The 14,317-nt window shown below is 60.8% G+C and carries 12 protein-coding genes and 1 pseudogene; 10 read left to right on the forward strand and 3 right to left on the reverse strand.

Annotation, left to right across the window (positions count from 1 at the left end; translation table 11 throughout):
* Window positions 1-264 (forward strand): annotated as a pseudogene (locus tag R3P93_RS24330) (hypothetical protein); the annotation flags it as partial.
* 73 nt (window positions 265-337) lie between these two features.
* Window positions 338-982, forward strand: coding sequence for a hypothetical protein (locus R3P93_RS24335; protein ID WP_068046090.1), 645 nt, complete (start codon window positions 338-340; stop codon window positions 980-982).
* Window positions 983-1,115: 133 nt separating this feature from the next.
* Here R3P93_RS24335 and R3P93_RS24340 read toward each other — a convergent pair whose 3' ends face one another.
* Window positions 1,116-2,144: a helix-turn-helix domain-containing protein gene (locus R3P93_RS24340; protein ID WP_068046087.1), complete on the reverse strand. Its 1,029-nt coding sequence runs from the start codon at window positions 2,142-2,144 to the stop codon at window positions 1,116-1,118.
* Between the two features lie 199 nt (window positions 2,145-2,343).
* Entirely contained in the window at window positions 2,344-3,006 is a 663-nt protein-coding gene (locus R3P93_RS24345) for a TetR family transcriptional regulator (protein ID WP_045840684.1), read from the reverse strand.
* 654 nt (window positions 3,007-3,660) lie between these two features.
* Here R3P93_RS24345 and R3P93_RS24350 point away from each other — a divergent pair.
* Window positions 3,661-4,065, forward strand: coding sequence for a hypothetical protein (locus R3P93_RS24350; protein ID WP_147458399.1), 405 nt, complete (start codon window positions 3,661-3,663; stop codon window positions 4,063-4,065).
* A 53-nt stretch (window positions 4,066-4,118) separates the two neighbouring features.
* Here R3P93_RS24350 and R3P93_RS24355 read toward each other — a convergent pair whose 3' ends face one another.
* Window positions 4,119-5,372 (reverse strand): PucR family transcriptional regulator, encoded by a 1,254-nt coding sequence (locus R3P93_RS24355; RefSeq protein ID WP_183130532.1) that lies wholly within the window; start codon window positions 5,370-5,372, stop codon window positions 4,119-4,121.
* Between the two features lie 429 nt (window positions 5,373-5,801).
* Here R3P93_RS24355 and R3P93_RS24360 point away from each other — a divergent pair, with 429 nt between their 5' ends.
* The 7 genes from R3P93_RS24360 to R3P93_RS24390 all read left to right on the forward strand — a co-directional run bounded on the left by R3P93_RS24360 (window position 5,802) and on the right by R3P93_RS24390 (window position 13,864).
* Complete coding sequence (locus tag R3P93_RS24360; protein ID WP_068046078.1) at window positions 5,802-7,553, forward strand: FAD-dependent oxidoreductase; 1,752 nt, start codon at window positions 5,802-5,804, stop codon at window positions 7,551-7,553.
* Between the two features lie 225 nt (window positions 7,554-7,778).
* Window positions 7,779-8,099 (forward strand): 2Fe-2S iron-sulfur cluster-binding protein, encoded by a 321-nt coding sequence (locus R3P93_RS24365; RefSeq protein WP_068046075.1) that lies wholly within the window; start codon window positions 7,779-7,781, stop codon window positions 8,097-8,099.
* 24 nt (window positions 8,100-8,123) lie between these two features.
* Window positions 8,124-9,512 carry a cytochrome P450 gene (locus R3P93_RS24370; protein ID WP_027498265.1) on the forward strand — a complete coding sequence of 463 codons (1,389 nt, stop codon included), beginning with the start codon at window positions 8,124-8,126 and terminating at the stop codon, window positions 9,510-9,512.
* On the forward strand, window positions 9,509-10,717 hold the full coding sequence (locus R3P93_RS24375; RefSeq protein WP_068046072.1) for an NAD(P)/FAD-dependent oxidoreductase: 1,209 nt from the start codon (window positions 9,509-9,511) through the stop codon (window positions 10,715-10,717). The genes R3P93_RS24370 and R3P93_RS24375 overlap by 4 nt, the downstream gene beginning before the upstream one ends.
* Before the next feature lie 69 nt (window positions 10,718-10,786).
* The gene (locus R3P93_RS24380) at window positions 10,787-11,527 is read left to right on the forward strand and encodes a transglutaminase-like domain-containing protein (RefSeq protein ID WP_054186661.1); all 741 of its coding nucleotides are present in this window, start codon (window positions 10,787-10,789) and stop codon (window positions 11,525-11,527) included.
* Window positions 11,528-11,916: 389 nt separating this feature from the next.
* On the forward strand, window positions 11,917-12,753 hold the full coding sequence (locus tag R3P93_RS24385) for an SDR family oxidoreductase (protein ID WP_317534356.1): 837 nt from the start codon (window positions 11,917-11,919) through the stop codon (window positions 12,751-12,753).
* A gap of 46 nt (window positions 12,754-12,799) precedes the next feature.
* Window positions 12,800-13,864, forward strand: a complete 1,065-nt coding sequence (locus R3P93_RS24390) for a BtrH N-terminal domain-containing protein (RefSeq protein WP_317534357.1) — start codon at window positions 12,800-12,802, stop codon at window positions 13,862-13,864.
* Window positions 13,865-14,317: the final 453 nt, after the last annotated feature.

Genomic DNA, 14,317 nt, shown 5'->3' on the forward strand with positions numbered 1-14,317 from the left:
GCGAGTGGTCAGTTCTTATCGGCCGTCAGTGGGCATATTCATGGCCGCCTGTGGTCAGTTTTTCATGGCCGCCGACAGCAGATGCGCGAGGTCACCGACCGCTCGCAGAAAGCCACCCGCAAAGCCCGGCGCAACCGTGCCCGCCGCATGCATCTCACCGGTGCCGCCGCGTGTGCACCGATCCCGGCGATCCACCCGCCGGTGGAGCCTCGAGCGGACGGCGGCACCGCCACGCCGGTCTTCAGCGACATCGAGGAATGGTGAGGCGATGACCGCATAGACAGGAAGTGGCGAAGAACCCGCCGAGTCGTCCATTGAGGATTTGGGGCACCTGCGGATGCCGTACACGCAGATCGCGGCCCTGCGGGCATGCGATGTCACCGCCGATGCGGGTCTCGACGCCTTTCGCGTCGAGACAGGCCGCGGCGTTCGTACCCTCACCTCCCTCGCGCTGGCGGGGACGGGCATTTCTCCGCGCACGGTGTTCCAGCGCTGGTGTGAGGTGCTCGGCCATCAGACCCGGTATGCGAGCACCCGAATGCTCGCCGACGCTCTCGATGCCGTGGACGGTACCGGGCTCGGCGGATACGACCGGTATTTCGATCCGGCCGATCGACAGCCGCTGTCGACTCCTATCGACCGGTGGGGCCACACCCCGTTGGCTGCGACCCCGCTGACCGCCCGTGCGGTAGCGGGCATCGTGCGAATGCACCTGGACGGACGGGCACCCACCCACCTGCAGCCCACTGCGCGGTCACAACATCCGGAGCAGATCGCGGCACCGGATCCAGTACCGCGGGTCCTACTCGACCCCGGCTACTACGAACGCGGAACGCTTGCGCGTAGACACGCCCACGGTCTTCTCGACGAAGTGGACTCCGTCCTCGCCGATGTCGAAACCCGCGCGGACAGCCTGTTGGAAGCTCTCGTCGACTTTCTCGAATCGGAGACCGCACGCGTGCCGGCCGACACCGTCGAGTGACAAGTGGTTGGTACTCGGGTTTGCACACACTCTTCTTCTCACGGCAGGGAGGCGGTGACGTCTCCGACATCTCCGAGATGAAGATCGACCAGGCCGCGAACGAACGAGGCATCGATCTGACCCCGTCTGTGGTCTACGTCGAATCCGGGTCGTCCGAGAGTCGTGGGTTTCGGAAATCTTTCGGAGAGCGCCCGGTCCAGCGTTTGAAGGCATGAGAGAAGTTGGCGAGGTCGCTGTATCCGAGTTCGGAAGCGATCTCGCTGACCGAAACCGAGCGATCGAGGAGCCGTAGCATCGCGCGTTCGTACAGCAGCGTGTGGCGGACCTTGCTGTAGGTGGTTCCTTCTTCGGCAAGCCGCCGTTTCAACGTGCTGCTCGACATCGACAATGCTTGTGCAACATCATGGTTGGTTCGCTGTCCGAGGTCCTTTTCCAACAGTTGCCTCACCTTCTCGGCGGATGACATGGACCCACTCCGCTGGGCGAGTGTCCGCTGCAGATCAGTGATAGCGAGTCGATATGCGAGAGGGTCCGAGAACCGACAAGCCTTGTTTAGTGTGTCCTCGGGTACGTGGACGAAGGAAATCGGAGCGTCGAAGAACCGGCGATTCGCCCCCGGACCTTTGTCGTGGCTCACCTCGGTCGGCTCCGGCCAGCTCAGATGGAGTGTCACCGGCGATATGTCACCGGCGAGCATGTCCAGCAGTCGTAATAACGCCGACCCGCCGTAGGTGATGACCAAGCAGTCCAGTGCGGAATCGCCTGTGTGCGCAGTGAGCCCGACGATCAGACCGTAGTCGCCAGTGTGGAACTGCGATTTCAACGCCGTGGAGATCAATGGCAGGTATGTCAGGAGATCGACGATCTCGGCGACCGAACCAGCGCTGATCAAAGGTGAACTCAGGGGCCCGAACGATGTCAACTGGGCCTGCTCGGCAAACGCAAGTCCGAGTCGAGTGGCGTGGGCGATATCGAGTTCGGGATAGACCTCCCGAAACCACCGTATCGGTGCCTGGACGTCATGCTGAATGAGCGTCGCTTCACTGGTTCCTTCGCGGTGCATGATTGCACGAAGGCGCGCGGCGGCGTCAGGGTCGAGTGCGCGGCGTTCGAGCAGTTGCACGAACGCAAGCGGTGGCACGCCCTCGTCGCTCAGCTTCACGGTGATTCCTTTGACCCGAATTCACAAGTTTATGACTCCACCGAACATAGCCGTCACCCACGTTTGCGACGACACTTTCGTCGATCACGCCAGGAACTGAGGTGGTGGCAAGCTGGACGGATTCTTGTCCGGAAGTTCGTTTGTCTTGAGAATGGGAATATTGCGTGACACCGACGCTAGCGGCGCTACACCGCTGTCGCTACGGTCGACCGAATCGAGTCGTCTTGCTCAACTCTGGATTGGCTTGAAAATCTTGGAACCCCTCGATGTACGGAGCGAGTAGGTCTGCGATATCGGTGGCGGTCTGGGCTGCGTCAGTCGGGGGCCGTGAGACATACGCCAAGGCCATCTGAACGATGGACGTGCTCAGGATATCGGCTTGGCGTTTCGGGGCTTGCACCCAGCATCGCTGAAATGTGGCAGAGAGGTGATCTGCGGCTCGCTCGACAAGCTGGGTGCTGTGAACAGTAATGAGCCGCAGGAGGTCTGCGGATGCGTCTTCTTCTCGTAGCGATCTGACCAATGGGTCACGTTCGGAGACGGCGAAAAACGCAGCCAAGCCTCGGCCGAGCGCCAATCTGATATCACCAACGCAAGTGTAGAGGCCATCGTCCACCACACTGACCAGCTGATCGGTCAGTCGTATCGCGTAGCTCTCCGCCACACCGCGCCGGGACCCGAACTCGTTATAGATGGTCTGTCGAGACAAACCGGCTTCCTTCGCGACCTCGGACATGGTCACGGACTTCCAGCTCTGCCGCAGCAGGAGAGCGCTCAATGCGTCTAACGCGGTCGCACGAAGGAGAGTGCTTGCCGCTGTCCGGTAGCCACCATCAGGGCGCGCAGTGTGGACGGAACTCATGAATAGAAGTCTAGGCGCGTTCGGACATTGGTGGTGGGAGATGATGTCGCTGTCGCCAGCGCGTCGATGCTGCCAGCGATGCGACCATTGGCGTTATCTGCGGGCGAACGAACCAGGCGCAGCGGTGAGCCGAACACCTACGAAGAACTCATCTGTTCTTTCGGTAGGTTTCCCGAGCGGCGTGCAGCGAACGCAGAGCATGCAATTCGGCACAACTGCCGGCGTGTGGCGTCAGAAAAGCTCTCCATTGCAGAGGTCGGCTACGCACACCCCTCGTCTGCGTAGCTCGACCTACATCTGGCTGATTTTCACGTCGCGAATATTTCGGCGTTCGATCCGACTCGCGCACCGTGGTAGGTCAACGGATTCCACGAGGGTGCCAACATGAACAGTAGGAGCGGTGTCAATGTGAAGAATGCAAAATCCAGCACGATACCTCGATTTCCACTGCAGCCATGGAGGCCTGAAGGGGCCGTCGTCGTGGTGTCGATCGTACTGGATCGGCACCGTTCTGTGATATGTCCAAGTTGGCCAAAGTCGCAAGGAGTCCTTGTTCTTTATGCACAAATCATCCTTCCCTCTTTGACACATGAGGAATAGCTATCGTACAACTAGGTCGTATCGAGTTCGCTCCCGTACTTAAAGGAATCAACCTTGAATCGAGCATTGGACCGTCTCGCAGTTCGTGGTCGGGTGCTGGTCACACCCTGCCAGGGGGAGCCCGAACTGTGGGACTACGAATCCGATCCACCCTACGAGACGGTTGCTCAGCGAGCTGCGCGTCATAAAACTGCAGCAGACTCTTGCATGAAATGTCATATACTGACCGACTGCGAGCAGTATCTTGCTACTGATCCTTCGCCAGTCGGAGTGTGGGCCGGTCGAATCTTGGAGACGTCCGAAGGATCTGTCGAATCAAATGCGGCGAACATTGCGACAGGTGAAGGAATCGAGGGCAAAGAAATGGATATGAATGACCGAATCAAGTCGCTTTCACCGAATGCGGCATTCGATATTCTGATAGCAACAATCGTGAATCAGCATGGCAATGGAGTCTGACGAACGTGACGCTGGAAACCTGGAAGGTTTGAGCCGGGTCGCAGCCACCCTGCTCAAACCGTCAACCGTGCGTCTGCTGAGCCGAGCGGTATGGGTAACTTGAGTACTGTGCTGGGTGTCCACCACGCGGCATCCAGCGCAATCCTGAGGTTCATGAGGATGCCGGCATCGTCCAGCTTGCAACCGCACTCTTTCGCTGCTTGTCGGATGCGGTATTTGACCGTGTTTCGATGGATCGTCATATCGTGAGCGGTCGCGGTAACGCTACAGTTGTTTGCTAGGTAGACTCGTAAGGTCTCGCGGAGCCTGCGGTTCCGCGCACTGTCCAGAAGCAAGCCTCCGAGTGAGTCTTCCGCTAGATCCCTTAGGATTTCCGGATCTTCGAGCAGAAGAGTGATGGCTGCAACTTCCTCGAAAGTTACCACCGGACTGATGTCGACCTTGCCGTCCGAAACTACGCGGGCCGCGCGCTCTGCCTGCCTGGCTGTCTTCCGAAAACCATTTTCACCACTCTGCACGGTTCCAATTGCTGCTCGAATTCGGCCGTACTTCTGAAGAACGTCTGTAACGCTTTCAAGGCAAATCCTTCCGGCGTGAATTATCGGAAACCAAACCAGGGATCGGGCATCGCCTTTACTGTTGACTTGCGGTCGACCGATCGTACCGAGTCTGACGCCAACGGTATCTACGAGCTGGTGCCAGGACTTTCTCGGGAATGGTTCCCGGTCATTCGTCCAAAACTCAATGGCAATATGGTTTCCTGTGAGATTGTAATATGAATCGATTTTGTATGCGCCCAAAGAATCTGTGCATGATGTCGACATTGCGCGTTCGAGTTCCGTGTTTACAGAACTATTTTCTTCACGTATCTTCGATTTCTCCGCTTCGTATTCTGAACATGCGTCCTGACACACGCGGTCTATGAAGACGGCAGACCTGCTGACCAGATGCGCAAGTTGATTCGCGGCCAACGTGTGCGTAGCACGCGAGAGCGAGAACAGGACATGCTCAAGAAATCTCGATTGGCCCAGGTGATAAGCGCGCGCGAGCGCCGTCAGCGGGACATGCGTGTGTGCGAGAACGCGAGCATGGCACAGGGCGGCATGCGGAGCTCGCAAGTTGTCGTGCTCAGTCCTGTCGGCCAGGAAGTCGATAGCCGCATTGATGTTGGCTTTCACGCTGGTGTGTAGAAGTCCGGTTGCGTCTGCATTGCCGTTCATTTCATGGATTGATGCACTTATGAATGAAGAGATATTCTCCGTCAACTCTGCCTTTCTGTCCTCCATCTCGTCCACAAGTGTTTCCATCAAATGAGTCGATATCATTTTAGTGTCATACCTATCCTGGTAGTTCAATTCTGGAGCGGCGCGCCATTTCGGTGACGATCGCTGCGGATCTACCTTGTCGATCTCGGGGCTTGCCCCGCCGCCTGTGCACCTCGGCTTCTCGTCAGAGCCCTCCTTGCTGGCTTCTGACGCACCGGCTCCTTTCGGTTCGGCTCGCCGGTGACGGAAGCGTCAGCGGCTTGTGGTTAATGAGCTGCACCACTAGTATCTGTACACGCAGGCTGCATCTGTCAATTAATTGGACAAAAAGTCATCGTCTGTATAGTAGTGTGCCCGGGTAGGCAGGCGGTCGGCTTTGGTCTCACCGTCGAGGGGGCGCACTCTCGCGCTGGGTCCCGGCCCCTGGGGCGAGGAGCAGTTATCCGGTTTGAAGAACCAGAAGGAGACGCCATGGCGACGCCACCGAGCAGTTCAATCGATTACGACGTCTTGATCGTCGGTTCGGGCTTCGGCGGAAGTGTCACCGCGCTGCGGCTGGTGGAGAAGGGGTACCGCGTCGGGATCCTCGAGGCCGGGCAACGCTTCGAGGACAAGGACTTCGCGAAGAACAGCTGGGATCTCAAGCGTTTCCTGTGGGCACCGAAGCTGGGTCTGTACGGAATCCAGCGTGTGCACCTGCTGCGCGATTGCCTCATCCTCGCCGGTGCCGGAGTGGGCGGTGGATCCCTGAATTACGCCAATACTCTCTACAAGCCGCAGGCACCGTTCTTCGAGGACAAGCAGTGGGCGCACATCACCGACTGGAGCAGTGAGCTCTCTCCGTTCTACGACCAGGCCACCCGCATGCTGGGCGTGGTGCGCAACCCACACATGACCCCGGCCGACGAGGTCATGAAGTCGGTGGCCGAGGACATGGGCGTCGCCGACACCTTCATTCAGACGCCGGTGGGAGTGTTCTTCGGAGACGAGCCCGGCAAGACCGTCCCGGACCCGTACTTCGGCGGTGCAGGTCCCGAGCGCACCGGATGCATCGAATGCGGTGAGTGCATGACCGGTTGCCGCCACGGAGCCAAGAACACCCTGCTGAAGAACTACCTCGGCCTGGCCGAGCGCGCGGGAGCCGAGATCGTGCCGATGACGACCGTGACCGGTCTCGTTCCGCGATCCGACGGCACCTGGGACGTCGACACCGAGCGCACCGGCGCTCGGCTCCGCAAGGGCAAGAAGACGTACAGCGCAGCCAATGTCGTGTTGGCCGCGGGCACCTGGGGCACCCAGAATTTGCTGCACAAGATGAAAGACACGGGCGCGCTGCCCAAGCTGTCGGACACACTCGGCGAACTGACTCGCACCAACTCCGAGTCGATCGTCGGAGCGGCCAAGCTTGCGGTCGATCCGAACATGGACCTCACGCGCGGAGTGGCCATCACGTCCTCGTTCCACCCCAGCCCCAACACGCACATCGAACCGTGCCGCTACGGCAAGGGCTCGAACGCGATGGGAATGCTGCAGACCCTGATGACCGACGGCGGCGGAAAGATCCCGCGTTGGCTCAAGTTCGTGTTCGCGTTGATCGCACACCCGGTTCAGTTCGTTCGCGTCGTCAATGTCCGGCACTGGAGCGAGCGCACCATCATCGCGCTGGTGATGCAGAACCTCGACAACTCGATCACCACATTCACCAAGCGTGGGCCGTTCGGCCGCAAGATTTCCAGCAGGCAGGGCCACGGCGAGCCGAATCCGACGTGGATCCCCGAGGGCAACGACGCCACCCGGCGCATCGCCAAGAAGATCGGCGGCGTCGCTGGAGGCACCTGGGGAGAGCTGTTCAACATCCCGCTCACCGCGCACTTCCTCGGGGGGTGCGCCATTGCCTCGGATTCGGCGCACGGCGTCATCGATCCGTACCACCGCGTCCACGGATACCCGACGCTGAGCGTGGTGGACGGGGCGGCTGTGTCGGCGAACCTCGGGGTCAATCCGTCGCTGACCATCAGCGCGCAGGCCGAGCGGTCCGCCGCATTGTGGCCGAACAAGGGCGAGCTCGATCTTCGTCCGGCACAGGGGCTTCCGTATCAGCGGCTCGATCCCATCGCCCCCAACTCGCCCGTTGTTCCGGTGGACGCTCCGGGTGGGCTGAGATTGCCTATCGTCGAGATCCGAAATGGCCATCTGGTCGCCGGTGAGACGGCTTCGCGGTGAAAGAAGTACTTGGTGAGCGCGCATTTCGAAACAGGAGCCCAGCCGCTCGATGCCTTCGTGCGGAGCGCAGAGTTGTCGCACTCCACATCTGGAGTGGACTCAGGTCGGATCTCTGGGGCGAACCGTCTGACCCGAATTCACAAGTTTTTGACTCTACGGAACATGGCCGCCATTCACGTTTGCGGCGACACTGTTATCAATCGCGAAGAAAATTGAGGAGTTGACATGGCAGTTGTAACTTTCGTCGCCCACGATGGTGGGAAGCACGAGGCGGGCTTGGTCGAAGGTCGATCGTTGATGCAGATTGCAACCGACAATGCTGTGCCGGGGATCGATGGAGACTGTGGGGGCGAAACGGCCTGTGGCACCTGCCATGTGATCGTCGACCCGCAGTGGTCAGGAGAGGTGGGTCTGTCCGGTGCCAACGAGGAGGAGATGCTGGCTATGAACCCCGAGCGTGAACCCACGTCTCGGTTGTCGTGCCAGATGGTGGCCTCAAAAGCGTGGGATGGCCTGATCGTTCGAACACCTGAATTCCAATTGTGATGTGTGAAAGGCAGGCACGACAGCATGAAAGTTTCTGAGTCGATCACCGACAAGGTCCAGTCGACCATCCCTATAGGGCTGCAGATCCAGGGCGCTCATCTGTACGACAAGACCCGACGGTGGGTGACTGGCACGAATGGCAAGAAGATCTTCGTCGAAAGTCCCATCCCACCGGTCGAGGATGTCGAGCTCGCCGACATCGACCTCAGTAACCCCTTTCTCTACAGACAAGGGCGGTGGCAGTCGTACTTCGAGCGCGTGCGGAACGAGGCACCGGTTCATTACCAACCCAACAGTCCGTTCGGCCCGTTCTGGTCGGTCACGCGCCATGCCGATATCGTGGCCGTCGACAAGAACCACGCTGTGTTCTCGGCCGAACCGTTCATCGTCATCGGCGTCCCGCCCCGGTTTCTCGATATCGAGATGTTCATCGCGATGGACCCGCCACGCCACGACAAGCAGCGCGCTGCCGTCCAGGGGGTTGTCGCACCGAAGAACCTCCGGGAGATGGAGGGACTGATCCGATCGCGGGTACGGGAGGTATTGGACGACCTCCCCTTGAACGAGCCGTTCGACTGGGTGCAGAATGTCTCGATCGAGTTGACAGCTCGGATGCTCGCAACTCTTCTGGATTTCCCCTACGAACAACGCCGCAAACTCGTCTACTGGTCCGATTTGGCAACCTCGATGGAGCAAGCCAACGGTGGGCCCTCGGACAACGACGAGGTGTTCGAGGGCATGCGTGACATGGCCCGTGGCCTCAGCGCTCTCTGGCATGACAAAGCAGCCAGGAGGTCTGCAGGGGAAGAGTCCGGTTTCGATCTGATCACCATGTTGCAGAGCAACGAGGACACCAAGGATCTGATCGATCGTCCGATGGAATTTCTGGGCAACCTCGTCCTGCTGATCGTCGGTGGGAACGACACGACGCGTAACTCGATGAGCGGTGGCGTTCTTGCGTTGAACCAATTCCCCGACCAGTTCGAGAAATTGAAGGCCAATCCCGATTTGATCCCCAACATGAACTCGGAAATCATCCGATGGCAAACACCCTTGGCGTACATGCGCCGAATTGCCAAAGCCGACACCGTTCTGAACGGACAATTCATCCGCAAGGGTGACAAATTGGTGATGTGGTATGCCTCGGGTAACCGCGACGAACGCGTTTTCGAGAATCCTGATGATTTCATCATCGATCGTGCCAATGCGCGCAATCACATCGCGTTCGGATTCGGTGTACACCGGTGTATGGGCAATCGGCTGGCCGAAATGCAGCTGCGGATTCTGTGGGAGGAGTTGCTTCCCCGCTTCGAGAACATCGAGGTCGTCGGCGACCCCGAGTATGTTCAGTCGAATTTCGTGCGGGGCATCAGCAAGATGATGGTGCGCCTGACGCCTACTTCCAGCGCATGACATCGCAACGGGCGATCATCGTCGGCGCAAGCCATGCTGGGGCACAACTGGCAGCTAGTTTGCGCCAAGAAGGTTGGACAGGCGAGATCGTCCTCATCGGTAACGAGTCTGCCACTCCCTATCAACGCCCCCCGCTGTCGAAGGCATACCTGGCGGGCAAATGCGTACTCGACGATATCGCCATTCGCAGCACGGACTTCTACTCCAAGCAAGGTATTCAGCTCCTGAACGCGCAGGTGGAGGCCATCGTTCGGTCGGAAGGCAACGTCGTTCTCGACACCGGGGAGAAGCTGGCTTACGACAAGCTCGCGCTGTGCACGGGAGCCCGCCCTCGTCGGCTCACCGTTCCCGGGGCCGATCTCCACGGGGTCTACTACCTACGTACCGCAGCGGACGTCGAGAGGATCCGTATGGCCACCGGCCCTGGCCGGCGGGTGGTGATCGTCGGAGGCGGCTACATCGGACTCGAGACAGCGGCATCGCTGCGCGCACTGGGCGTGCAGGTCACAGTTCTCGAGGCAACTGGGCGTGTGCTCGAGCGGGTCACTGCTCCCGAGGTTTCGACGTTCTTCGAGCGGATACATCGCGAGCAGGGAGTCGACATCAGAACGAACGCGATGGTCGAAGGCCTGTCCGGTGACCGTGAGGTTCGTGAAGTCAGTTTGGCCAGCGGGGAATCGATCCTCGCAGATCTGGTCATCGTCGGTGTCGGCGTCGAGCCGAACACCGACCTCGCCGCCGACGCGGGTCTTGTCATCGACAACGGCATCGTGATCGACGATCACACTCGGACCAACGACCCCGACATCATGGCGGCGGGGGACTGCGCGAGCCACGACATGGCCCGTTACGGCCGTCGACTACGGTTGGAGTCCGTCTCGAGCGCAGGAGAGCAGGCCAAAGTCGCTGCCTCGACCGCCTGCGGGAAGTCCAGAAAAATCGAAGCGTTGCCGTGGTTCTGGTCAGATCAGTATCACTTCAAGCTGCAGATCGCCGGCCTCAACACTGGATACGACGAAGTGGTTCTCAGTGGTGATCCCACCCGTGACAGTGATTTCAGTTGCTTCTATCTCCAGGCCGGTGAGCTCATTGCCGCCGACTGCATAGGTCGCCCGCGCGAGTTCATGTACAGCAAACGGGTGATCGCCCAGCGACTCTCCGTCCAACGCGAAGACCTGATGCTCGGCGGACTCGCGCGCAACTGACCGATCCTTCGGTCGTTGTGCACACAACAGCAACCGGTTTGCTCAGAGAAGGGAACATCGGCGATGACCATGACAGACCGCCCGCCCGGGGCACATACGACGCAGCCACCGCACGCGTATCTGGGAGCAACGGACTTCCTCGACATCGAGCACGAATCCGTGCGGGCGTTCACCGCCGCGGCAATCGGGGATGCGAGCAGCGACCGTGACAAGGCCAGACGCCTCTTCGCCGCCGTCCGCGACCGGATCTGGTACGACCCGTACACCGTGTCGGACGATCCTGCCCACTATCGAGCGAGCTTCGTCCTCGAGACCGGGCGCGCTTACTGCGTCCCGAAGGCGGTGCTGTTGACCGCAGTGTGCCGGGCGGCGGGTATCCCGGCACTGCTCGGTTTCGCCGACGTCCGAAATCACCTGCAGACCGAGACGTTGCGCGCGCTGATGGGCGGCACCGATCTGTTCGTCTACCACGGCTACAGTCGCCTCTACATCGAGGGCCGGTGGTTGAAGGCCACGCCGGCATTCAATGTCGAGTTGTGCGCTCGTTTCGGCGTGCCGCCAGTGGAATTCGACGGCGATCGCGATGCTCTCATGCATGCCTTCACCGCAGACGGAGCTCAGCACATGGAGTATGTCCGCGAGCGAGGAGTCTTCGATGACCTACCCTTGAACGCGATCTTGACGGTGCTTCGGCACGCCTACGGCCCCACGATCTTCACGGGCGCTCACCCACTCGATGATGTTTTCACCGGCCGCACCCGGCCGGGCGAAACTCCCGGGGATCGAAACTCGCCGCGGGAGTCTCGATGAACACAAGCGGTGAGAACATACGCGCCGAACCCCGTATCGCGGCCGACTGCCGATCGGTCGGAGCTCTCTCCGCGAACAATCGCGATCGTGAACACTCGGACCGCCTCGGACACCTTCGAATCGGGTGAGCCGACACCTGCTGGCAGAGCTGTGCCACATGACTGTCTCGTCGGCGCGGCCGTGTTGAGGCCGGGCACCGGAAGTTGCACCGAACAGACGAGACCCGTTCTGCCGCTGGGGTTGCGGCCGATGAACGACCGATCCGAACGCCTCCCCGGGCACGAGACGCCGCGCGATACCCATATCCCTCTCCTGTGTGCGCAGCCGCTACCGCGAGAGCGGCCCGAACGGCGTCTACCGATGTCTCTTATCTATGCAAGGAGCGCAGCATGATGAACAACGCACCTCACACCCCCGCCAGGACCGTGGCGATCACAGGTGGAGCTCGCGGCATCGGCTATCAGACAGCGAAGGAGTTGATTCGACGAGGCCACCGGGTCGCCATCGGCGACATCGACGAGGCACGTGCGAAGGAGGCCGCCGCCGAACTCGGGGTGAAGGTCGTCACCCGACTCGACGTCACCGAACCTGACTCGTTCACAACGTTTCTGGACCTGGTCGAACGTGAACTCGGACCCCTCGACATCCTGATCAACAACGCGGGCATCATGCCTACCGGCCACGCCCACGAAGAGGACGATGCAGTAACCCGGCGTCAAGTCGAGATCAACGTCCTGGGTGTCATCTTCGGGACCAAACTGGCTCTTCAGCGCATGCTGCCGCGCCGCACCGGACACATCATCAACACTGCGTCATTGGCCGGCGAGCTCGCGGTACCTGGTTTGGCGACCTACTGCGCTACCAAGTTCGCAGTCATCGGATTCACAGAGGCCGCACGACTGGAGTACCGCAAGTCAGGGGTTCGACTGTCCACAGTCCGCCCGACGTTCACCAACACCGAACTCGTCGCCGGAACCGCCGGCGCAAAGGGATTACGCAACGCCGAGCCGGAGGAAATCGCCCGCGCGACAGCAGATCTGATCGAGAATCCACGCCCCTTCGTCCGCGTCACCCGTCTCGCAGGCGCAATGGTCGCGGCGGTGAAATTCGTCCCCCGGCGGCTGGCGACCGGACTGGGTGCGGCCCTGAACACAGATTCGGTGTTCCTCGCGGACGTCGACATGACTGCTCGCCGAACGTATCTCGACAGAATCCAGAACAGCTGAGCATGCCGACACGCGCGCTCGACCAACCACCCGAAAGGCAGCCACAGTGACCCCCACGACTCTGATCGAGAACTATCCCCACCGGATGGGAGGGCACTGCGGGTCAGGTGCAATGCGAGACCTTCTCCAGTGGCACGGTCTGGGATGGGACGGACCACCCGACGAGGGGTTGGTGTTCGCACTGGGTGGTGATCTCGGTTTGTCCTACCTGCGATCGGACGACCTGGTCCCACCGATGTACCTGGTCGGCCGCGGTGCCGACTTCGAGATCGACTTACCGCGCAGGCTCGGCGGACAAGTCGAGGTTCTCACGACCGACGATCCCGGTGAGGGATGGTCATGGGTTCGCGACGACATCGATGCGGGAAGACCCAGTCTGGTCTGGGCCGATATCGCTGAGCTGCCCTACTTACGGGTGAAACTGCAGATGAGTCGCCACGACATCGTGGTGATCGGCTACGACGAGATCGGGGGGACTGCCTCGGTCGTCGACAACGATCGGGCCGACGTGCAGAAGATCCCGCTCGACGCGCTGGCTCGGGCGCGATCTTCCACCTCGTTCCCGCAACCGACACGTCACTGCACGTACCGAATCACGTGGCCGCAGACACTGCCGCCCGTGTCGACTGCCGCGGCCGCGGCCTTCGCCCGATCCGCCGCCAGCATGCACGCCCCATCGACACCGGGAATAGCCGACCACATACCAGCAGCCGGTGCCGACGGTTTGGCCGCGGTCGACCAGCTGGCAACCGACGTCAAGAGCTGGGTCGACCTTCCGCCCGATGACCTCGAGACGCTGCTGTTCAGTCTCGGTATCTTCATCGAAAAGGCCGGAACCGGAGGCGGGCTCTTTCGTCGGCTTCTCGCCGACGGCTGTACCGAGATTGCACGTCTGACCGGTGATCCCGCTACCGCAGACCTCGCGGTGGCCGCCGATCACTGCGCCCAGGCCTGGACCGAAACTGCCCGCGCCGGAACACAACGCGGTCTCGATGTGCGAACACGCGCAGCTGCGGTGGCCGTGTCGGCTGCCGAACTGCCTGCACTCGAGCTGATCCTGGTGGAGTCCCTGGAGTCTGCTTCACGCTCGCTGTCCGCCATCACGAGATGATGCCCATCGTCGTTCGACGGCGCGCGGTAGACGGTGCATCGCACTGTGCTGCAGCCTCTCGTGCCGGATCGCCGCAGGCGTGCGGAGGCACCGAACGACCGAAGAGTTGCCGGACGGAACAGTCGAACGCCTCTCGGTGGACGCTGCATCGATGCCGTGTCGTTGCTCGGCAACAGACCCTGATCTCTGCCCCGCGCCGACAACAATTCAGCCGCCGACGGAAGCCTTCGATGTTCGCGGTCACCGTTTTCGGCTCGACGGCCGCGTCGTGTGCGCTATCGGGCCAGGCCCGTTATCTTCTAGCTGATACTTGAAACCGAGGGCTACGGTAGCCAGACCCGGTATGACTTCTCGCCCCTGTCATCGATGATCCGGGGGGGTAAGTCCCGTGGGGTGGTGGACATTCGGTGAGGCGGCGTAGCCGCAGCTCGGGCGTGTCGTACCCGTGTTGTG

Origin of the sequence: Rhodococcus cerastii, from assembly GCF_033042195.1 — a bacterium.
Lineage (GTDB): Bacteria > Actinomycetota > Actinomycetes > Mycobacteriales > Mycobacteriaceae > Rhodococcoides.